At 68.8% G+C, this 19379-nt stretch carries 19 protein-coding genes and 4 pseudogenes; 18 read left to right on the forward strand and 5 right to left on the reverse strand.

Annotation, left to right across the window (positions count from 1 at the left end; translation table 11 throughout):
- Positions 1 to 3: 3 nt before the first annotated feature.
- The 4 genes from ACFY0T_RS23440 (at position 4) to ACFY0T_RS23455 (ending at position 2457) form a co-directional block, all read left to right on the forward strand.
- Positions 4 to 234 (forward strand): hypothetical protein, encoded by a 231-nt coding sequence (locus ACFY0T_RS23440; RefSeq protein ID WP_388873775.1) that lies wholly within the window; start codon positions 4 to 6, stop codon positions 232 to 234.
- Between the two features lie 85 nt (positions 235 to 319).
- Entirely contained in the window at positions 320 to 580 is a 261-nt protein-coding gene (locus tag ACFY0T_RS23445; protein WP_388873777.1) for a hypothetical protein, read from the forward strand.
- 43 nt (positions 581 to 623) lie between these two features.
- Complete coding sequence (locus ACFY0T_RS23450) at positions 624 to 896, forward strand: hypothetical protein (RefSeq protein ID WP_388873780.1); 273 nt, start codon at positions 624 to 626, stop codon at positions 894 to 896.
- Positions 897 to 1215: 319 nt separating this feature from the next.
- Entirely contained in the window at positions 1216 to 2457 is a 1242-nt protein-coding gene (locus tag ACFY0T_RS23455; RefSeq protein ID WP_388873783.1) for a PP2C family protein-serine/threonine phosphatase, read from the forward strand.
- 106 nt (positions 2458 to 2563) lie between these two features.
- Here ACFY0T_RS23455 and ACFY0T_RS23460 read toward each other — a convergent pair whose 3' ends face one another.
- Complete coding sequence (locus ACFY0T_RS23460) at positions 2564 to 3013, reverse strand: hypothetical protein (RefSeq protein ID WP_388873786.1); 450 nt, start codon at positions 3011 to 3013, stop codon at positions 2564 to 2566.
- A 275-nt stretch (positions 3014 to 3288) separates the two neighbouring features.
- On the opposite strand from ACFY0T_RS23460, the gene sthA reads away from it, so the two are divergent.
- The 4 genes and pseudogenes from sthA (at position 3289) to ACFY0T_RS23480 (ending at position 6864) form a co-directional block, all read left to right on the forward strand.
- Entirely contained in the window at positions 3289 to 4692 is a 1404-nt protein-coding gene (gene sthA, locus ACFY0T_RS23465; RefSeq protein ID WP_388873789.1) for a Si-specific NAD(P)(+) transhydrogenase, read from the forward strand.
- Positions 4693 to 4861: 169 nt separating this feature from the next.
- A pseudogene (locus tag ACFY0T_RS23470) lies at positions 4862 to 5560 on the forward strand (threonine aldolase family protein); the annotation flags it as partial.
- Between the two features lie 196 nt (positions 5561 to 5756).
- Positions 5757 to 6245 (forward strand): annotated as a pseudogene (locus ACFY0T_RS23475) (epoxide hydrolase); the annotation flags it as partial.
- 70 nt (positions 6246 to 6315) lie between these two features.
- Positions 6316 to 6864: a hypothetical protein gene (locus ACFY0T_RS23480; RefSeq protein WP_388873792.1), complete on the forward strand. Its 549-nt coding sequence runs from the start codon at positions 6316 to 6318 to the stop codon at positions 6862 to 6864.
- Positions 6865 to 6876: 12 nt separating this feature from the next.
- Here the strand turns inward: ACFY0T_RS23480 and ACFY0T_RS23485 are convergent, their stop codons facing one another.
- The gene (locus tag ACFY0T_RS23485) at positions 6877 to 7890 is read right to left on the reverse strand and encodes an LLM class flavin-dependent oxidoreductase (protein ID WP_388873795.1); all 1014 of its coding nucleotides are present in this window, start codon (positions 7888 to 7890) and stop codon (positions 6877 to 6879) included.
- Positions 7891 to 8147: 257 nt separating this feature from the next.
- On the opposite strand from ACFY0T_RS23485, the gene dnaK reads away from it, so the two are divergent.
- The 4 genes from dnaK (at position 8148) to ACFY0T_RS23505 (ending at position 11379) form a co-directional block, all read left to right on the forward strand.
- Positions 8148 to 10031, forward strand: coding sequence for a molecular chaperone DnaK (dnaK, locus tag ACFY0T_RS23490; protein WP_388873798.1), 1884 nt, complete (start codon positions 8148 to 8150; stop codon positions 10029 to 10031).
- On the forward strand, positions 10028 to 10720 hold the full coding sequence (gene grpE / locus ACFY0T_RS23495; protein ID WP_388873801.1) for a nucleotide exchange factor GrpE: 693 nt from the start codon (positions 10028 to 10030) through the stop codon (positions 10718 to 10720). Before dnaK ends, grpE begins: the two co-directional genes overlap by 4 nt.
- A 51-nt stretch (positions 10721 to 10771) precedes the next feature.
- Positions 10772 to 11116: a MerR family transcriptional regulator gene (locus ACFY0T_RS23500; RefSeq protein ID WP_388873804.1), complete on the forward strand. Its 345-nt coding sequence runs from the start codon at positions 10772 to 10774 to the stop codon at positions 11114 to 11116.
- 122 nt (positions 11117 to 11238) lie between these two features.
- Positions 11239 to 11379 carry a hypothetical protein gene (locus ACFY0T_RS23505; protein WP_388873806.1) on the forward strand — a complete coding sequence of 47 codons (141 nt, stop codon included), beginning with the start codon at positions 11239 to 11241 and terminating at the stop codon, positions 11377 to 11379.
- Positions 11380 to 11384: 5 nt separating this feature from the next.
- Here ACFY0T_RS23505 and ACFY0T_RS23510 read toward each other — a convergent pair whose 3' ends face one another.
- Entirely contained in the window at positions 11385 to 11834 is a 450-nt protein-coding gene (locus tag ACFY0T_RS23510; protein WP_388873809.1) for a hypothetical protein, read from the reverse strand.
- A 368-nt stretch (positions 11835 to 12202) separates the two neighbouring features.
- Here ACFY0T_RS23510 and ACFY0T_RS23515 point away from each other — a divergent pair, with 368 nt between their 5' ends.
- A complete protein-coding gene (locus ACFY0T_RS23515) occupies positions 12203 to 12385 on the forward strand; it encodes an STAS domain-containing protein (protein ID WP_388873812.1) in 183 nt (60 codons plus the stop codon).
- Positions 12386 to 12524: 139 nt separating this feature from the next.
- Here the strand turns inward: ACFY0T_RS23515 and ACFY0T_RS23520 are convergent, their stop codons facing one another.
- Entirely contained in the window at positions 12525 to 13481 is a 957-nt protein-coding gene (locus ACFY0T_RS23520; RefSeq protein WP_388873815.1) for an SDR family oxidoreductase, read from the reverse strand.
- Positions 13482 to 13793: 312 nt separating this feature from the next.
- On the opposite strand from ACFY0T_RS23520, the gene ACFY0T_RS23525 reads away from it, so the two are divergent.
- From ACFY0T_RS23525 to ACFY0T_RS23535, 3 genes and pseudogenes are all read left to right on the forward strand, one after another.
- Positions 13794 to 14414 (forward strand): TetR family transcriptional regulator, encoded by a 621-nt coding sequence (locus tag ACFY0T_RS23525; protein WP_388873818.1) that lies wholly within the window; start codon positions 13794 to 13796, stop codon positions 14412 to 14414.
- Positions 14415 to 14725: 311 nt separating this feature from the next.
- A pseudogene (locus ACFY0T_RS23530) lies at positions 14726 to 15565 on the forward strand (hypothetical protein).
- A 60-nt stretch (positions 15566 to 15625) separates the two neighbouring features.
- Complete coding sequence (locus ACFY0T_RS23535) at positions 15626 to 16207, forward strand: hypothetical protein (protein WP_388873820.1); 582 nt, start codon at positions 15626 to 15628, stop codon at positions 16205 to 16207.
- A gap of 374 nt (positions 16208 to 16581) precedes the next feature.
- Here the strand turns inward: ACFY0T_RS23535 and ACFY0T_RS23540 are convergent, their stop codons facing one another.
- Positions 16582 to 16890, reverse strand: a complete 309-nt coding sequence (locus ACFY0T_RS23540) for a hypothetical protein (protein WP_388873823.1) — start codon at positions 16888 to 16890, stop codon at positions 16582 to 16584.
- A 378-nt stretch (positions 16891 to 17268) separates the two neighbouring features.
- On the opposite strand from ACFY0T_RS23540, the pseudogene ACFY0T_RS23545 reads away from it, so the two are divergent.
- Together ACFY0T_RS23545 and ACFY0T_RS23550 are read left to right on the forward strand one after the other, a co-directional pair.
- Positions 17269 to 17535, forward strand: a pseudogene (locus ACFY0T_RS23545) (hypothetical protein); the annotation flags it as partial.
- A gap of 416 nt (positions 17536 to 17951) precedes the next feature.
- The gene (locus ACFY0T_RS23550) at positions 17952 to 19052 is read left to right on the forward strand and encodes a hypothetical protein (protein WP_388873826.1); all 1101 of its coding nucleotides are present in this window, start codon (positions 17952 to 17954) and stop codon (positions 19050 to 19052) included.
- The last annotated feature ends 327 nt before the right edge of the window (positions 19053 to 19379 follow it).

Below are 19379 nucleotides of genomic sequence, written 5' to 3' on the forward strand. Positions count from 1 at the left end.
GACGTGGAGACCGCCATCACCGTATCCGTCATCGTCGCCGTGATCATGATAGGAGTGCTGCTGATCCATCTGCTCAATGGCCAGCACGACGAGCGGATAGCAGCGTTCCACTATGGCGATGCCATGCCGGGAATCGGCCGACGGAGCCGGAAAGGCCGACGGCCGGCAAGGCTCGCCGGATCACCCGTCGTCCCCTCAACTCAACGCGAGCACGCCAAAGGCGGCCAGGGATGACGCAGACCTACTCCTGACCCGGGGCAGTGGGCGTGGCGCGACGGCGCCCGCCCACCGGCGTGTCGTCCTGATCAACGAGGTCACCATGAAACAACCGGAACCACTCACGGCCGGGCGTGCTGAGGTGCGCAGCGTCGCCGCGTCCCCCTGCGTCGCAAGTCGGGTCGCACAGATACTCCGTCATTGCTTCGCCGCCACCGAACAGCGCAGCTACCCCGCCGGCAGCGACGGCGGAACCCGCCTTCACCTCACCGTGGACACCACGCACATGGCAGAGCGGGCGCGGTCCTGGCTGGCAGCCAGTCGGTCCTCCGGGCGGGACCGCACACAGACACACGAAGTCTGAGACAAGGGCCCTCGTCGGTGCCCGGCACGAGTGGGCGGCAATCATGGCAACACTCCACGAGCGGAAGCACTACCGCGAAGCGATCATGAAGACCCTGTACGAGGCCACGGAAGGCAATCGCCTCCTCGGCGTCACCGGGGCGAAGCTGCGCGACGACCTCCACATGCCTGAGCAGGACCTGGCTGCAGCCTGCGCATATCTTGTCGGCGAGGGGCTCATCACAGTCGACTGGGCACAGGGAAATACACCCGCGATGGTCACGTTGACGCATCAGGGAATCCGGCTCATGGAGGCCGAAGAGGAGGAACGCGGCTGACGCGGCGCTGAGCCTCTCCGGTCAAGGGCCGTATTGCCCAAAAAATCCCTTATGACGGATAAGCGGCACAGGCATAACATGGTGAATGGGCAGGTGCACTCTCACGTGCAACCGGCCCGGAAGGGCGGTCCCGGTGTGTATACGCCGGGACCGTTGCGCACTGTCGGCGCGACTGCAGGGAACGAGCGGATCCTGCGCGTATGGCGGCCGAGGAATGCACCGAAGCCAAGCACGCGGCCGCCCTGTGACCCACTCGTTGGAGACCGCTGGCTCGCCAGGTGAAGGCGAAATCAGGCTGGTCGGGTGAAAGGGCACGGCTATGGCGGAGGGTGATCGGCAGCCTGGCAAGGACACGGTGGACCGGTCGGAGGGGTTCGGTGAGCGGCTGCTGGGGGTGCTGCTGGACCGGGCACACGAGATGCCGCCGCAGCTGATCGCCCCGCTGATCGCGGAAGAGGTGGCCAGGGTCGGTGGCCGGGATATCTCGATCCTCCTGCAGGACTATGCACAGCTGCTGCTGGTGCCGCTGCCGGGTAGGCGTCTGGCCATCGGCGAGCCCGAGCCGATCGGTGACTCCCACGCCGGTACGGCCTTTCTGAACGCGACCCCTGTCGAGGTACCGCAGGCCGACGGCGTCCGGATGTATCTACCGTTGCTGGACGGCAGCGACCAGGTGGGGGTGTTGGCCCTCACCCTGGAATCCGTCGATGACGACGACCGGCGCCTGCTGCGCAGGCTCGCCGGCCTGATCGCCGACATGCTGGTCACCAAGCACAGTTACACCGACCAGTTCTTCCTCACCCGGCGCCGTGAACCCATGAGCGTGGCCGCGGAGATCCAGTGGTCTCTGCTACCGCCGCTGGCGATGTCCGTGCCACAGGTCGCGGTGGCCGGAATCCTGGAGCCCGCCTACAACGTCGCCGGCGACAGCTTCGACTACGCGCTCAACGACGACATCCTGCACGTGGCCGTGGTTGATGCGATGGGCCATGGCTTGAACGCTGCCACGATGGCCACCGTCGCCATCGGCGCCTACCGGCACTCCAGACGTGCCGGCATCGGCCTGTCCAAGAGCTACGCATTCATGGATCGGGCCATCGCCGAGCAGTTCGGGCCCGAACACTTCGTCACCGCGCAGATGATGCGCCTGAACATCGCAACGGGACACCTGCAGTGGGTCAACGCGGGCCACCCCGCACCGCTGCTGATCCGCAACCACCAGGTCCTCCGGCAACTGGAAAGCCCGACCACCTTGCCGGTCGGCTTCGGAGGTGAAGAGCCCCAGGTCAGCGAGCAGATACTCCAACGTGGCGACCGGGTGCTGTGTTTCACCGACGGTCTGATCGAGGAGCACGAAGCCGGCGAAGAGGAGTTCGGCGAGGAACAACTCATCCACTGGGTCAACCGCATCTCGCACATAGAGGAGGGAGTGCGGGCGGTGGTGCGCTCGCTCTCCCACACCCTGAAGGAGGAACGGGGCGGGAGCACCAGTGACGACGCGACGCTCTTCCTGATCGAGTGGCTCGGGGGCGCCGCCGACCACCTCGCCGTTCTGGAGTGAGCCGATACCAGCCCCCATGGTTGACGGAGCCGAGGGGCGCAGGCCCGTGGCTCCCGATCTCAATGCCGGGGTGGCTCTCAGGCCAACCTCTGGTCCCGTCGAGGCATCACTCGGATCGACGGCGAATCGCTGACAGCAGGTGCCGCATGCCCCTCACATGCCCGCCCGTTCCCACCACGAGCCGTCGATACAGGCCGCCGGCCAGGCCGGGAAAGGCGGCCCGGCTCTCGGCCCGCAACCGTGATCGGTCCGGACCGACCTCTTCGAGGCGGAAGATGAGGGCGTACGACGAAAAACGATGGCGCCCTTCGAGGACCAGCTCACGTCCCGGGACCGCGGCCACGACCCGGAAACCGGGAAACGTCGAGCCCTCGGCAAGGGGCCGTGGCCCGGACGCCGTGCGGTCGGCTGTGCCCACCAGCCTCGCGTAGCCGGCGGCACGCGGACGCGAGAAGGATCGATCCAGCGTTTCGCCCAGACCGCGCCAGACGTCGTCGGTCCCCGCCGCGATGACCGTCGCGTGCTCGTCGAGGTACGGCAACGAAGCGATGTGCATCAGTGCCTCCGGGAGGTCCGATCGCGGTCGGCAGGCGGGTTGTTGGGAGCAGTCGGGTGGAGCCCGAAGGGACGGCCGTGTTCGCGACGCCTCCCACCCGATGATGCCACTGTCGCCTTCTGCCGCAGACGACTTGGGGCAGGCATCACAGCCCGACCGCTTCCGCGCACGGAGCCCGGCGGTGACACCTCGGAGCCGCAGCCGCCTCCACGGTTCATGAAAGATCCCCGGTTCACCCTTTCGAGGGAAGGGCTCGGGCTGACAGACTCCGGAGGGTGCCCGACTTCGACATGCTCGTCATCGGATCCGGCCCGGGCGGCCAGAAAGCTGCCATCGCCGCGGCCAAGCTCGGCCGTCGGGTCGCCGTCGTCGACCGCCCCGACATGGTCGGCGGGGTCTCCATCCACACCGGGACCATCCCGTCCAAGACCTTGCGTGAGGCGGTCCTGTATCTCACCGGCCTCACCCAACGCGACCTGTACGGCCAGAGTTACCGCCTCAAGGACGACATCACCGTCGCCGATCTGACCGCGCGCACCGAGCACGTGGTCGGCCGCGAGGTCGATGTGATCCGCAGTCAGCTGTCACGCAACCACGTCTCCCTCTTCGCCGGCACCGGCCGCTTCCTGGACGACCACACGATCGCCCTGCGCGAAGTGACCGGCCATGAACGGCAGTTGAGCGCCGAGCACATCATCATCGCCACCGGCACCCGTCCGGCAAGGCCCGCGAGCGTCGAGTTCGACGGGCGGACCATCATGGACTCGGACAACGTGCTGAACCTGGAGCGGGTGCCGCGCTCCATGGTCATCGTCGGGGCCGGGGTGATCGGCATGGAGTACGCCTCCATGTTCGCCGCCCTCGGCAGCAAGATCACGGTGGTGGAGAAGCGGCCCGGGATGCTCGACTTCTGTGACGTCGAAGTGATCGAGGCGCTCAAGTACCACCTGCGGGATCTGGCCGTCACCTTCCGGTTCGGAGAGACAGTCGCCGCGGTCGAACGTCATCCCCGTGGCACTCTCACGGTCCTGGAGAGCGGCAAGAAGATCCCCGCCGACGCCGTGATGTACTCGGCGGGTCGGCAGGGTCTCACCGACGAACTCGACCTGGACAAGGCGGGCCTGTCCGCCGACCGGCGTGGTCGCATCACGGTCGACGAGCACTACCGCACCGAGGTGCCGCACATCTACGCCGTCGGTGACGTCATCGGCTTCCCCGCGCTGGCGGCGACCTCGATGGAGCAGGGCCGCACGGCGGCATACCACGCCTGCGGCGAGCCGGTGAACCGGATGCACGACCTGCAGCCGATCGGCATCTACACCATCCCGGAGATCAGCTTCATCGGGCGTACCGAGGACCAACTCACGGAAGACTGCGTGCCTTTCGAGGTCGGTATCTCCCGCTATCGCGAACTGGCCCGGGGTCAGATCATCGGTGACTCGCACGGCATGCTCAAGCTGCTGGTCTCCCCTGACGACCGCAAACTGCTCGGCGTCCACTGCTTCGGCACCGGCGCCACCGAACTCATCCACATCGGCCAGTCCGTCATGGGCTGCGGCGGCACGGTCGACTACCTCGTCGACGCCGTCTTCAACTACCCGACGCTCGCCGAGTCCTACAAGGTCGCCGCCCTGGACGCGACCAACAAAATCCGCCAGATCGATCGTCTCAGGGACTGACCGCGACGCCGCTTCCAGCGGGAGGAACCGGACGCGGCGGCGTTCGGCGGGCCTGGCCGGAAGCCGCCGCGAGCCGGCGCCCGCGGCAGCGTCGGCGTGCCGCCTCGCCGATGCGTGGCCGATGGGCTCCGGCCCGGGCCGCATCCCACCGCTCCCCGGAAAGGCCGAGATGAGCAGCACCGCACCGATCGACCTGCGATCCGACACCGTGACACGCCCCGATGCGGAGATGCGCGCCGCCATGGCGGCGGCTGACGTCGGGGACGATGTCCTCGACGGCGACCCCACCATGCGCGCCCTGGAGGAACGAGCTGCTGAACTACTCGGTGTGAAAGCCTCGTTGTGGGTGCCGAGCGGCTCCATGGGAAACCTCGTGGCGCTCTTCCTCGTCCTGCAACGGGGCGACCGTTTCTTCGCTCCCCAACATGCACATGTGCTGGACAGCGAGGTCGGTACGGCGTCCTGGCTCGCCGGAGGCATGCCACAGCCGCTGCCCTGGACGGCCGGCCCGGGCCGGATCACTGCGCAGGCCGTACGGGCCGCGGTGACCGGCGGCGGCTCGTACTTCGCCCTGCGCAACCGGCTCCTGTGCCTGGAGAACACCCACAACACGGCCGGCGGCACGACCACATCGCCTCACGAGCACGCGGAACTGGTCGCCGCGGCAAGGGAGAAAGGGCTGCTCGTCCATCTGGACGGCGCCCGCATCTGGAACGCCGCCGTGGCCCTGAAGACCACCCCCGCTGAGCTCACCCGCGGCGTGGACACCGTCCAGGCGTGCCTGAGCAAAGGGCTGGGCGCACCGGTGGGTTCGGTCGTCGGCGGGAGCGCCGACTTCGTGCGCGAGGCCCGGCGCGTACGCAAGATGCTCGGCGGGCGTCGGAGCCCTCGTCACCGGCCAGCTCGGCCACAAATACGCCGACGAACTGCACGGCATCCACATCGGCTCCGGCCTGAAACTCAGCTTCTTCAACGGCGACCGCGCCTGGGACCTCAGCGGCGGCCAACCGATCCCCGAGGGCCTGCCCGAGCCCGCTCACCAGCAGCTGCTTGCCTTCGAGCGGCGCTTCGCCGTCCACCTCGCCGCCCACGTCCTCGCGCCCAGCACCCTCGCCCACGGGCTCTCCGACTCACCTGTCGGGCTGCTCGCCTGGATCCTGGAGCGCTGGGCGAACTGGAGCGACCACCACGGCGACGTGGAGAACGTCTTCACCAAGGACGACCTCCTCACCCACGCCACGATCTTCTGGGTCAACAACGCCATCGGAACCTCGATGCGCTACTACGCCAACGCCAACCGCTACCCCTGGGCCCCCTCCCACGACCGTTGGCCGGTCATCGAGGCCCCCACCGGCATCACCTTCGTCGGCTACGAAAACCCACCCGGCGTCACCACCACCGAACAGCGACTCGACAACTGGCTCTCCAGCGACCGTGCCGACTGGTACCACCACGTCAACCTCACCGCCCACGACACCGGCGGCCACTTCATCCCCTGGGAGACCCCCGACGCCTGGATAGACGACCTACGCCGCACCTTCCGCAACCGACGCCACACCACACCATCGGTACGGCGACCCGACCCTGCTCGTAAGGACTGCACGGAAGACGGGCAGAATCTGGATGGCTGACATCACCGCAAGCGAGTGGTGGGAACTGCTGCCGGCCGGCATCCGCGAACAGGTCGACGGATACGTCCTGCAGGACGCCCGCCTTCAGGCGATCCGCATCGTTTTCGAAACCGGCCGCTCCCGCGGTCTGGGTCTCAACGACGCCCAACTCGTCGTCCACGACCGATATCTCCACCACAGCGACAGGATCGCCCGCACTCCCGACAGCCCCCTCGACTTGGAGTCCCTGGCCGCCCGTGCCGCCGGAAGGGCCTCAGGTCGCGTCGTGGCGATCGAGGCCGTCTGGAACGGCGACACCGTCCACGACTGGTTCGTGGACCTGCTGGCCGTCACCGCTGACCCCGTCGGCGGGCATCCGCTGGCCACCATCTACCGGGGCACGGCCGTGCGGTACCTCGGTGACGAGGACCCCGCCCCGCTGCACCCGTCAGCGGCCGCGGCCGACCGGGCGGGCAGAGCCCTGGCTGCCCATCTCTCGGTCCCCTTTCACTTCGCGAGCCCGGACGCGCCGGACGATGAAGCCCCCCGCTGGCGGCCTTGAGCGACACCAGTGTCAGGCCGCCGGTCGCCAGCCCAGTGCCGGGCCGAGCTTGGTGGCGATGTCGGTGAGGATCTGGACGTAGTCGTCGTGGTCGAAGGTGAAGGGGAGGGCGAACGCGACCTCGTCGATCTCCTGGAACGCGACGTGGGAGGAGAGCCGTTCGGCGATCTGGTCGGAGGTTCCGACGAGGTCGGGCGCGAACATCATGCGCGCCGGTCCCTGCGGCGTGGTGGTACGCGGCATCCGCTTGCGGGCGAATTCCTCGTACTTGGCCCGCTGCTCGGGCGAGGCGCTGTCCGTGGGAATCACGACGAGCCCCTGGGAGACACGGGCGCGGTCGCCGTCGGGATGGTGAGCGCGGAAGGTCCGTACGTGTGAGAGCTGGATCTCGGCGAAGTTCTCGGACTCCTCCGCCTTGACGACGCTGCTGGTCAGGAAGTTCATGCCATGCTCACCGGCCCACCGCGCCGACCGCAGGCTTCCGCCGCCGTACCACATGCGGCGGCCCAGACCGGGGGAGTGGGGCTGCACGCGGTCGGAGAACACCTCGAAGCCCTCGATCCCGCTGAAGTCGGTGGCCGGTTTGCCGCGTACGAAGTCCAGCAGCCGTTCCACGCGGCCGTAGCCGAAGTCCTCGGCGTCGGCCGTGTCGGGATACAGGGCGTGCTTGACCTGCTCGTAGTGCATCGGTGGGCCGACGCTGACACCCGGATTGAGGCGGCCTCGGGACAGCACGTCGACGGTCGCCAGGTCTTCGGCGAGCCGCAGCGGGTTCTCCCATCCGACCGGGATGACCGCGGTACCCAGTTCGATACGGCTGGTGCGCTGCGAGGCCGCCGCCAGTACGGCGACGGGCGACGAGATGCCGTACTGGAGATGACGGTGGCGCACCCACGCGCTGTCGAACCCCAGCCGTTCGCCCAGCTCGATGATGTCGAGTGTCGACTCGTGGCCGCGGCCGGGGTCGTCCTGCTCGAACAGCCCGATGGTCAGAAAACCCAGCTTTCGCAAGGGGATTGAGGGCATGGGCACGGGAACTCCTCCATCGTTCGCGGCAGGCTCTGCCGAACACCAGCGCTCCACGAATTGTGGCAGGCGATCACGTGGGCGGTCTGAGTAGGTCCTGGAGGGGCGATAGGGATAAATCATCGCTATCTTGACAAAGAAGGACTCAAGTTTTATTGAAGGTATGAGAGAGCTTTCCTGCAATCCGGCAGACACGTGCGGTCACGTCACGGACCGGCCCGGATGGCAAGGAAGGGGAACGAGGAGGGAGAACTGACATGGCACGCGCTGTCGGTATTGACCTCGGTACGACGAACTCGGTCGTGTGTGTTCTGGAGGGCGGCGAGCCGTCGGTCATCGCCAACACGGAGGGGACCCGGACCACGCCGTCGGTGGTGGGTTTCGCCAAGAGCGGGGATGTGCTGGTCGGTGAGGTCGCCAAGCGGCAGGCGGTGACGAATGTGGAGCGGACCGCGAGGTCGGTCAAGCGCCACATGGGTGACGGGCAGTGGCGGTTCCCGGAGAGCGGCAGCATCGACGGCAAGCGGTATACCGCGCAGGAGATCTCGGCACGGGTGCTGCAGAAGCTGAAGCGCGACGCGGAGGCCTATCTGGGCGAGGACGTCACCGACGCCGTCGTCACCGTACCGGCGTACTTCAACGATGCCCAGCGCACCGCCACCAAAGAGGCGGGTGAGATCGCGGGTCTCAACGTGCTGCGGATCATCAACGAGCCGACGGCCGCCGCGCTGGCGTACGGCCTCGACAAGGAGAACGACCAGACCATCCTCGTCTTCGACCTCGGTGGCGGCACCTTCGACGTGTCGCTGCTGGAGATCGGCGAGGGTGTCGTCGAGGTCAAGTCCACCAACGGTGACACTCAGCTGGGCGGTGACGACTGGGACCAGCGGGTCGTCGACCACCTGGTCAAGCAGTTCAAGAACCACTACGGCGTGGATCTGTCCCAGGACAAGATGGCCACCCAGCGGCTGCGTGAGGCTGCCGAGCGCGCCAAGATCGAGCTGTCCGCCGCGACCGAGACCACGATCAACCTCCCGTACATCAGCGCCTCGGCCGAAGGACCGCTGCACCTGGACGAGAAGCTCACCCGATCCCAGTTCCAGCAGCTCACCGCCGACCTGCTGGAACGCTGCGAGACCCCGTTCCACAACGCGGTCAAGGATGCGGGAATCAAGGTTCCGGACATCGATCATGTGATCCTGGTCGGCGGCTCCACGCGGATGCCGGCGGTGACGGACCTCGTGAAGAAGCTCACCGGCAAGGAACCGCACAAGGGTGTGAATCCGGACGAGGTCGTCGCCATTGGCGCCACCCTCCAGGCCGGTGTCCTCAAGGGTGAGGTCAAGGACGTCCTGCTCCTCGACGTGACCCCGCTGTCCCTCGGTATCGAGACCAAGGGCGGCATCATGACGAAGCTCATCGAGCGGAACACGACGATCCCGACCAAGCGGTCCGAGATCTTCACCACCGCCGAGGACAACCAGCCGTCGGTCCAGATCCAGGTCTACCAGGGCGAGCGCGAGATCGCGGGCTACAACAAGAAGCTCGGGATGTTCGAGCTGACCGGTCTGCCGCCGGCCCCGCGCGGTGTCCCGCAGATCGAGGTCGCCTTCGACATCGACGCCAACGGCATCATGCACGTCACGGCCAAGGACCTCGGCACGGGCAAGCAGCAGCGGATGACCGTCACCGGGGGCTCGGCGCTGCCGAAGGACGACATCGACCGGATGGTCCGGGAGGCCGAACAGCACGCCGAGGAGGACCGTCGGCGCCGGGAGGACGCCGAGACCCGCAACCGGGCCGAACAACTCGTCTACCAGACCGAGAGGCTGCTCGCCGACAACCCGGACAAGATCCCCGCCGACGCCAAGTCCGAGACCGAGGCCGCGCTGGCCGAGGTGAAGGAGCGGCTCAAGGGCGAGGACACCGCCGCGATCCGCGCCGCCACCGAGAAGGCGGCGGCCGCCGCACAGAAGATCGGCACCGCCATGTACGCCCAGGCTCAGGCGTCCTCGGGAGCGTCCGGGGCCGGGCCGCAGGCCGAAGGCGGGTCCACTGCCGACGCGAGCGCTACGGAGGAGGACGTCGTCGATGCCGAGATCGTCGACGACGAGCAGGCCCCGAAGGGAGGCACCGGATGAACCGTCAGTCCAAGCGGCAGAAGCCGCTCATCGTCCGGCACAATCGGCGCCCGGACCCGGCCCCCCTCCAGCCCGGCCCGCAGAGTGCCGCCGCCGACAAGCCGGTTGAGCGCGAACCCCGCGCGGACGTCGCGGCGCCGGACGTCAGGACCACCGCCCGGCCACGGAGCCAGAGCCAGCCGGAAGGCGAGGCTCGGCCCACGTCCGACGTCGAGTTGGCGACCTTGCGCGCCCAGCTCCAGGAACGCACGGCGGACCTGCAACGCGTGAAGGCGGAGTACGACAACTACCGCAAGCGGGTGCGGCGCGACCGGCTGGCCGTCGGCGAGATCGCGGTGGCCAACGTACTCGCCGGGCTGCTGCCCGTCCTGGACGCCATCGACCGGGCACGCGACCACGGCGCGGTCAAGGGCGGCTTCCGGCGCGTCGTCGACATCCTGGAGACCCAGCTGACCGCTCTCGGGCTGGAGTCCTTCGGCCGATCGGGTGACTCGTTCGACCCTGCGGTTCATGACGCCTTGTCCCACACCCGCACCGGCCAGGTCGACCGGCCCGTCTGCACCACCGTCCACCGCCCCGGCTACCGCGTCGGAAACCACCTGCTGCGCCCCGCCCAGGTCAGCGTCGCCGCGCCATTCGCAGAACCGCGTGACGAGTCCACCGCCGGGCCGGGCGCCCAAGAAGAATGATCAACACAGCCTGAGATGCAGGTTCCGGATCTGTGGAGAGGGGAGATCGGGGTGGTGGATCTTCCGATCGACGATGCGGACGCGGCGCTGTACACCGTCGGGCAGGTCGCCTCCATGCTGAACGTGCAGGTCGCGTTTCTCAGGCGGCTGGACGAGCAGGGCCTGGTGGTGCCGGACCGCTCGGCAGGCGGGCAGCGGCGCTATTCACGTCGTCAGATCGACCGGGTCGCCGAGGTGGTCCAGCTGGCCGGTGAGGGGGTGACCCTGGCTGGAGTCCGGCACGTGCTGGACCTGCGGGCACGGGTGGACCAGCTGGAGGCGGACCTGGCGGACGCACGCGGCGAGCGGGCGGGATCTGCCGATCGCGCGCCGGGCGGCGAGGGCGGTGTGGGGTGATGGGGGTGCCGCCTGTGCGCGATGACCTGCGTCATTGACGTTCTGTGGCATGTGTGGATGATGGGCCCATTGCGGTCTGGCACGGCACGGTGCCAGGCGTCGTGGCAGGCGAGGCGGTCGACATGGGGCAGCACGTGCATGTACGCGTTCAGCAGGGCCTCGGCGTGAGCGAGGAAGGTGAGCTGGTCGAACACTCCAGCTGCCGCTGTGGCGCGCAGTGGACCAGGACGTACCAGGTGGGTGACGCGGACCCCGATCAGTAGACGGCTCAGCCTCCGTCCGTGACCGGATTCCTGCCATCGGTCCGCCTTCGGGCGAGCACCGCCCGTATGGCGTCCACCGTTGCCTGCGGATCGGGCACGGTGACCGCGATGCGTGCGAACGGCGACGCGGAGCCGAGGTCGGCCACGACGACCGGACGGCCGGGGCGGATCGCGACGAAGTCGTGCCGCCGCTGATAGCGCCGTACGCCTGCCAACAGCGTGTCCGGGATCCAGGTGCCGCTGTCCGCTTCGCCGCGCAGGGCCCGCCACCAGGCCGTTTCGACCGCCACTCGCTGCAGCGCCGCCAGCGGTACGCGCACCTGGCGCCGCCGAGCGGCGAGGCCCTCCGGCCACGACAGCCGCACCACCAGGTCATCGTCGTCCACGAGCAGCCGTGCCATCGCCGCTCCCGCCTCCTTGACCGCCTGCCGTCGATTGTCGCTCGGCCCCGTCACGCGTGCCGAGGCTCGGCCTTCCGGTCGTCTGGGGCGTCGGCGGGCAGGGCGGAACCCGGCGGCGTGTCCAGAGAGGCGACGCCCAACGTCCTCGCCGGTCGCGGCGCACCAGCGGCCTGGGGAAGCGAGCAGAACCGTCGCAGCCCCGGGCCTTTCGCTGCCGTTACGCGGGGCGCGCCTCAGCAGCCCGCGATGCGGCGCCGGTCAGCCGACGAGTTCCTTGTGCTCGCCCCGGCCGATCTCGATCTTGCGTGGCTTGGTCGGCTCGGCGACCGGGATCTTCACCGTCAGCACCCCGCGCGTCGTAGTCGGCCTCGATCTTGTCCACCTCCAGGGTGTCGCCGAGGAAGACCCGCAGTCCTCTCCACGTGGACATCGACTTCCAGAACGTGACGTTCTGCGATGTCTCCAGCCTCACCGCCCTGCTGTGGGCCCGCCGCCAAGCCGCAGGTGCCGGCGCCGCGCTGCGCGTTGTGAGGGTACGGCCGCACACCGCGCTGCTGTTCCGCCACACCCGGGGCGACAGGCTGCTCGACGTGAGCGGGACCTGAGTAAGTCCACACACCACGGCAAGCGGAAGACGAAGGGACAAACGGGACGCGAGGCGTTCTGGCCCGAGCCCGCCGTTCCCCTGTCACGGGCGGCCGAGCGTGCCAAGGCGACCGTCGACGGATCGTCGGGGCGGGCCGTTCAGGAGGTCCGGGCAGCTGAGGAGAGAGCGGGATAGGTGACTCCGGTCAGCTCTTCCGAGGCGTCCCAGAGCCGAGCGGCGGTGTCGAAGTCATGGGCTCGGCGCGGTGCTTTGGCGTCGGTGGGCATGCCGACCATCCCGAAGAGTCCGTCGGGGCCGTAGTAGGCCCCGCCGCGCGCGTCGAGGCTGGTGGCTGCGTACAGCGTGGGGAGCGCGCCCTGCTGCGGCTCCATGGACAGCCGCTTGAAGGACGTCAACCTGGTGAACAGGGTTGCCCGGTCGGGATCGCCCTTGCCCAGGTTGGGGCCGGCCTTCTGCAGATTCGTACGGGTGAGACCCGGGTGCGACGCGTTGCTGAGGATGCCCCAGTTGCCGCGCTCGCTGCGGCGCTGGAGTTCCTTGGCGAAGATGAGGTTGGCCAGTTTGGACTGGGCATAAGCCCGCCACGCTGCGTACCCGCGTTCGCTGTTGAGGTCGTCGAGGCGGATGCGGCCCTGGGCGGAGGCGCTGCTGCTGACATGGACGACTCGGGGTGAGGCCGCCTCGCGCAGCAGGGGCAGCAGGCGGCCGGTGAGGGCGAAGTGGCCAAGGAAGTTGGTGCCGAACTGCAGCTCGAAGCCGTCGGTCGTGGTGCGGCGCTCGGGTACGGCCATGATTCCGGCGTTGTTGATCAACAGGTCGATCGGTCGGCCGCGCTCAGTCATCGCTGCGGCGAATGAGGCGACCGATTCCAGGCTGGACAGGTCGAGTGACTCCGCGGAGACCTGGGCCTGCCGATGCGCGGCGCGGATCCTGGCGACGGCGTCCGCGGCCTTGACGGGGTTGCGTACGGCCAGCACCACCTCGGCGCCGGCGCCAGCCAGTCGCCGCGCGGTCTCGAAGCCGATACCGCTGTTGGCGCCGGTGACAACCGCGAACGCGCCGCTCTGGTCGGGGATGTGGAGGTCGTTGGTCATGTGCCTGCCTTTCCTTGAGAACGCGAGTGAATGACAGCTCGTTCTTCACGCGGTCGGGGCCGGTTCGCGTGCCCTCAAGCCGTCATCCCTGCCGCGACCTCGCCCGCTGAGTTCCTCGACGGCGCCGAACAGGGCGTAGCCGGTCTTGTTGACGACGACGTCCAACTGGCCGAAGTGCGGGACGAACCGGTGACGAACCAGATCTTGCTCATGGGGATGCTCCCGTGTGGGCCTGGTACGAAGTCTGTGGAAGAGACGCTACCTCGTTGTGCGACTCAGTCTCAAGATGAGTCTCTGTGTAGAATTCCGGGTATGGCCGACACACCGAGGACTTCCGCACGCACCGCGGCGCCGTCGACACTGCGCGACCGGACACGCCAGGCGATGCGGGCCGAGGTCAGCGCCGTGGCGTTCCGTCTCTTCGCCGAGCAGGGCTTCGACAAGACGACCGTCGATCAGATCGCCGCGGAGGCAGGACTGTCGCGCGCCACCTTCTTCCGGTACTTCGGGACCAAGGACGACGTCGTTCTCGGCCATCTCGAAGACGTTGGCCGCGACATCGCCGCGCGTTTCGCCGAGCGCCCCGCGGACGAACGGCCCTGGGATTCGCTGCGCCGTGCCTTCGACGTGGTCACCGAGATCAATGCCGACGAACCCGAAAAGGCCCTGGCGTTCGTGCGGATGATGAGCGACACCCCGTCGCTGAAGGCCCGCCACTGGGAGAAGCAGCAGGCCTGGCAGGACCTGCTCGTACCGGAGGTCTCCCGCCGACTCGGCACCGACCCGGCCGCCGCCGGGGACCCCCGCGCCCGCGCGCTCGTCGCGTCCGCGCTCGCCTGCGCGGACGCCGCCATGGAAGCCTGGACGGCCTGCGACGGTACGACTCCCTTTGCTGTGCTCATCGACCGCGCGATGGACGCGCTGACCGCGTAGCCGGCGCTTGCCCTGTCGAACGGCGGGCAGACGCCCGCCTCCCCGCCGTCCGGTGCCGCCGGGCTGCCTGGCACGCCACACTCTGCGCGGCCGGCGCCGCCCGGTCGGGGGCAGTAGCGTTCGGAGCTGCTGCCGTTTGACCGGCCTTGAGGGTGTTTTGGCGAATGCGAGTGAGTGCCGTGCTGTCCCGAGGCGCATGGACGGGCTCCTGGCCCAGGAGAACGGACGTTTGTGTATCGAATGCGTGGCCTTTGCGGGTGGCGCTCGTTGGGTGGGGTGACGGATCTTCGACGCCGGGCCGGGGGTGAAGGATGGGTGTGCTGCGCGAGGTGGGGCGCCGTTTGTGGTGCCTGGTCCCTCGGGGGTGGCGATCCGGGCCCGGCTGCGGGTCTCGGACACGGACGCGTCGGTGCTGCGTGAGGTCGGTGCGTTCCTCGGCTCGCTGGCGTCGCGGGATCTTGCGATGCGCTCTCGGCAGGGGCTGCCTCACGATGCCGCGGCATGGGCAGTCAGGAAGCGGGAGCTGTCCGGCGTCTCCTCGTCACGCTGGGCAGGCAGCATCACCAAGGCCACGCATGATCAGTGGGCCCGCGCTGGCGCGGCGCGGCCAGGCCGCCGAGTTGGCGTGGCTGCGTGGGCAGAGCGCCTCGATCGAGGCCCGGCTGGCCCGTCCGCTGCGCGCTAAAGCAGACAAGCGGGCGGAGCTGCCGTGCGGGTACGGCTCGCGGGCTGAGTGGCATGGCAAGTCCCGTCGCCTGTACGCACTGCGGGAGCGGCTGGTGGACCCGGCCTACACCTCCCAGTGGGGTGCCCAGCACTGGCAGCAGCCCCTCACCAGCAAGAACCGCAAGCTCACTCGCCACGACGCGGCAGCCGCGGCGATCGGAAGGCGCGCCCTCGGACATCCGATCCGGCGACGGACGGCACCGCCCCGCAACGACCAGAGCGATCGTTGCGGGCATCGAACCGCCCAGGCCCAACCGGACACCCGACGGCGTGAGGAAACCCGCCCCCGCGTACCCGGACCACGCACCAGATGTGTGCCGCCCGGACGCGGAGCGAAAGCGGGCCACCAGTGTGCCCAGCACCGTTCGGGGCACGCGGCTGAGCAGCAGTCCTGGCAGCAGGACTCGCTCCCGCTCAGTCTCTAGGAACGGTTCTGGTAGCACACTGGAAAGGTCCCGTCGGTGCTCTCAAGGGGGTGTTGACCGATGGCGACTGCGTGCCGTACGAGGGTGTGGTTGTGGCGGTGGCGGCGGAATCCGCTCCGGCGACGCGGCGACGTCATCGAGGCCTGGATTGTGCTCGCTGCTTGGATTCTCGCCGTACTGGGCGGTCTGGTCGCGGGTCTGGTGACGGCCGGTGCGGTGGAGCGGGGCCTTGATCGGCAACGGGAGGAACGCCGGCCTGTCTCGGCCGTGCTCACGCAGGACGCGCCCGCCAAGGTGCCGACGAGGGTAGTGACCGACCAGCGGGTGTGGGCCACGGTGCGCTGGACCACGCCGGACGGCTCGGAGCGTACGGATCAGACCAGGGTGCCGCCCAAGACCAAGGCGGGGACTCGGATCACGGTGTGGACGGACGGACACGGGCGCCTGACGACGAAGCCCCCCAGCCTCGTGGAAGGGGTTCTGCAATCGGCCATGACGGGTGCTCTGGCCGCAGCGGGCACGGGCGGCCTCGTGGGGGGAAGCGCCTGGATCGTACGCGCTTGTCTGGACCGGCGCCGCATGGAGCAATGGGCCACGGAGTGGGCGAGCATTGACACGCGGCGGGGCTGGAAAACCGGCTGACCCGGGCTGGTCCGCTGTGCCCGGCTGCTCCCGTTGCCCACCTACAACTGCCAGGTGCGGGCGGGCAGAGCGTCGGAGAGGTGGTGAAGTAACGCTGGTCGCGCCAGTGCCAGCAGCGGGCTACTCTACGGGCCCACTCAAGGGAGCGCCGTGGGGTCGGTGGGACCGGGTGGTGGTCCCGCCGTACGGGGGGACAGCGGGACCGCGCTCAGAGTAACGTAAACAACCAGTACCTGTGTGGAAGTTGTGAAAGTTCGCCGATGGGGTGGCGTCGGAATCCCGGGGTCCACACGCGCCGAAAGCCGTCCCCCTGCAGCGGGCTGCGTCGTACTCTCCATTCTGGCTCAACGGTCGGCGGCAGCCCTGCGCCCATCTCACGGTGGTCCGTCACCAGGCGTGGTGCGGTGATGCGCGCCGACGGCGTTGATGATCCGTGCGACGAGCGTGCCGAAGAACGCGGCGGCGGGGAGAAGGCCGATGCGGGCGGCGTCGGAGCGGCCGCGCCAGGTGACTTCGCCCAGTGGGGCGATGAGGAAGCTGTTGAGGAAGAGCCAGCACACGAGGGCGGTTCCGGGGGCCGCGGTGCAGCGGGCGGTTAGGCCCAGCAGCGCGGCGAGTACACACAACGCCGAAAAGGCGAAGGAAGAACCGGACAGCCCACTGACGGCACTCAGCGCCGTCACGAGGAGGACGGAACCGGCGAAGGCACCTGCCTATCGCTGTGCTGCGCGAAGGCCGCGTCCGGCTGGTAGGGGACGCTGGTGACCATGACGCCGGGGCGGCGCCTACGCGGTGAGCACCGACAACCTCGGCCGGATCGCGGCCCCCGCCGGCCGAGGCCAGGATCATCTTCTCGCGCTGGTGGCGCACCGCGCAGCCCGCCCTGCCAACAGCAACCTGGTGAACCGTCCCGGCCACAGCTCTATGTTGGCCTGGGTTTCAACGTCGGTGCGGTGCAGGGAGATTGAGCGCTCTTGCGATCAGGTGGAACGCGCGGAGCGGCCGTGGCCGCTTTGCTCTGCGCCGTCGCCGTGCTGTTCCTCGGCGCCTGCGGGAAATCCTCGCCGTCGTCGGGCAGGCGTTCCGGGTGCACCGGGGTGAGTCCGGGCCACCGCGCGGGTCCGGTTGCCGGAGCCATTGGGCGACCGGGACGTGATCGTCGACCACTACGTGCACTTCACCGCCGACGGTGCCAGGCTGCCCGCGTTGCGGCTGTGCGGGCAGTTGGGCTGCCTGCCACCGGCTGCACTGCCGCCTCCTACGACCAGGCATTGATCGCGGTCGATGCGCCCGCGCACACGTACCGGGACTCGCAGGGCTGCGACGGAACGAACCCCAGAGCCGTACGACGCGCGCAGATGACGATTTTCGTCACGCCGGCGCGGCAGGGCGGCGGCTGGTATCTGACCGGGATCACCTTCAACTGGTGCGTGACGGACTCCCAGTCCATCAAGATCCGGATGTACGGGGCGCCCCCTGCCTCGCGATACCTGGGTCTCCGTCACGGGAACCTGGCGCCCGCAGGGCACCCTCGGCACGAAATCGGCGGCCCCGGTCCTCGACGTCCGCGCCACCAAACGGATTTCCCCACCGGTGAACGCCTATACGGACGCCCTTCCGCTCACACCGTCCTGGCCCCGGCCGGCCGGGGCCAATCCGTCCGGCGGCCTGCCGAGCGGGGTTGTCGGGGGCATGTCCTAGTGTTCGCCAAGATCCGACTCGCGCTCATGTCCTGGAGATTCGTGTGCCTTCGCTCGCTCGGCTGGTTGCCACCCTGGATGCCCCCTTGTCCTCTTCGGGGGCGGCTGCTCCGGCCCTGGTCGGGTCGGCGGAGAGGACGGCGCTGGTGCAACGCGGCGACGATGAGCTGGTCTTCCGGGCGATGGACGGCGCGCTCGGTGCGGCCGGGCAGCCGTTGGTCCGCTTCCCCGCTCCCTGGCCGCGGCGGTTCGGTACGTCCACGGTGGCCGTGGACGGGAGCCTGGCCGTCTTCGCGGGAGTGCACGCCCTGCGGGCCGTGGAGCCGTCCGGCAAGGTGCGCTGGGAGATCCGGCACGGCTGCTGGGACGGGAATTGCCGGACGATGCACCACTCGTTCGACGAGTACGCGGACAGCCGTGACCACCGGTACGCGGACAGCGGCTCGGCCGGGTTCTCGGTCGACGGGCGACACGTATGGGCGCACGTGCGCGGCCCGTTGCTCGAAAGCGAGTCGGACGAGGCGAGGCGGGACGAGTGGCTGGTACTCGATGCCACCAACGGTCAGGTGCTGGCCCGCGCGGACGCCCGGTCCGCGGCCGCCGGCAGCGAGCACATGGCCCACCCGGATCCGCAACTGATGGGCCTGAGTATCGGGGAGGGACAGGACGGGGCGCCGCTGCGGTGGGGGCGCTGGGACGGCGAGAACCTGGCCGTGCGGTACTTCGAGGACCAGGACCTGGTGCTCATCGCCGTAAGCCCGTCGGGCGACCGTTTCCTGACGGTCAGCCACGACCAGGACATCCTGGCGCTGCACACGATCCACGACGGCTCGGTCACCGCGGCGTGGCACGTCGAGGCCACCGTCCCCACGCATCCGGACGCGGAGCCGGACAATGACGAGGCGCTGCCCTACTGGGACTGGGCCGGGGGTTTCCTCGACGAAACGACGGTCATCGCCGCGACCGTCGAGAGCGACGAGGAATGGGGAGATGGCCGACACTGGCTGATCAGTACGACCGCGCGGCACTCACCTCACCGAGTCACCTATCCCTTCCCGGTGTCCGGCCTTCCCATGGCACTGGGGGACGGCACCTGGTACACGGCCACGGCAAGCGCCCTGCACGTGTGGACGCGGCATCCGTGATGTGCAGAGTTGGACTACTTCCTGCAGAGCTACGGATTCCCCGAGAAGTTGTGTGCCGTTTTCGGCTGTCATCTCTGGATGAGCTCCGTGAGAACTCGCGGAGGGTATGCCAGGCGTGCCTTCGTCCTCCGGGTCCAGCCGGTCGGGCCCGGTGGTGGCCATCAAGCGCGCCCTCTCGTCTGGACAAGGATGCCGGTGACGTGGTGGGCGACGAAGTCGTGCAAGCGGCCGCCATGGCGAGGCGTTGGGAGCGCCGGGTCTCGTTGAGCGCGACGCTGCGGCGATGGTCCAGGGTGCGCAGGTAGCCGCCGAGACCGGCGATCACGT

The sequence above is a fragment of the Streptomyces sp. NPDC001530 genome (assembly GCF_042894545.1).
Lineage (GTDB): Bacteria > Actinomycetota > Actinomycetes > Streptomycetales > Streptomycetaceae > Streptomyces.

Excerpts from the sequence above, each read along its gene's own strand:
- ACFY0T_RS23445 (WP_388873777.1), top strand. The coding sequence starts at position 320 with ATGAAACAACCGGAACCACTCACGGCCGGGCGTGCTGAGGTGCGCAGC.
- ACFY0T_RS23450 (WP_388873780.1), top strand. The coding sequence starts at position 624 with ATGGCAACACTCCACGAGCGGAAGCACTACCGCGAAGCGATCATGAAG.
- ACFY0T_RS23455 (WP_388873783.1), top strand. The coding sequence starts at position 1,216 with ATGGCGGAGGGTGATCGGCAGCCTGGCAAGGACACGGTGGACCGGTCG.
- ACFY0T_RS23460 (WP_388873786.1), bottom strand. The coding sequence starts at position 3,013 with ATGCACATCGCTTCGTTGCCGTACCTCGACGAGCACGCGACGGTCATC.
- ACFY0T_RS23480 (WP_388873792.1), top strand. The coding sequence starts at position 6,316 with ATGGCTGACATCACCGCAAGCGAGTGGTGGGAACTGCTGCCGGCCGGC.
- ACFY0T_RS23485 (WP_388873795.1), bottom strand. The coding sequence starts at position 7,890 with ATGCCCTCAATCCCCTTGCGAAAGCTGGGTTTTCTGACCATCGGGCTG.
- dnaK (WP_388873798.1), top strand. The coding sequence starts at position 8,148 with ATGGCACGCGCTGTCGGTATTGACCTCGGTACGACGAACTCGGTCGTG.
- grpE (WP_388873801.1), top strand. The coding sequence starts at position 10,028 with ATGAACCGTCAGTCCAAGCGGCAGAAGCCGCTCATCGTCCGGCACAAT.
- ACFY0T_RS23505 (WP_388873806.1), top strand. The coding sequence starts at position 11,239 with ATGGGGCAGCACGTGCATGTACGCGTTCAGCAGGGCCTCGGCGTGAGC.
- ACFY0T_RS23520 (WP_388873815.1), bottom strand. The coding sequence starts at position 13,481 with ATGACCAACGACCTCCACATCCCCGACCAGAGCGGCGCGTTCGCGGTT.
- ACFY0T_RS23525 (WP_388873818.1), top strand. The coding sequence starts at position 13,794 with ATGGCCGACACACCGAGGACTTCCGCACGCACCGCGGCGCCGTCGACA.
- ACFY0T_RS23535 (WP_388873820.1), top strand. The coding sequence starts at position 15,626 with ATGGCGACTGCGTGCCGTACGAGGGTGTGGTTGTGGCGGTGGCGGCGG.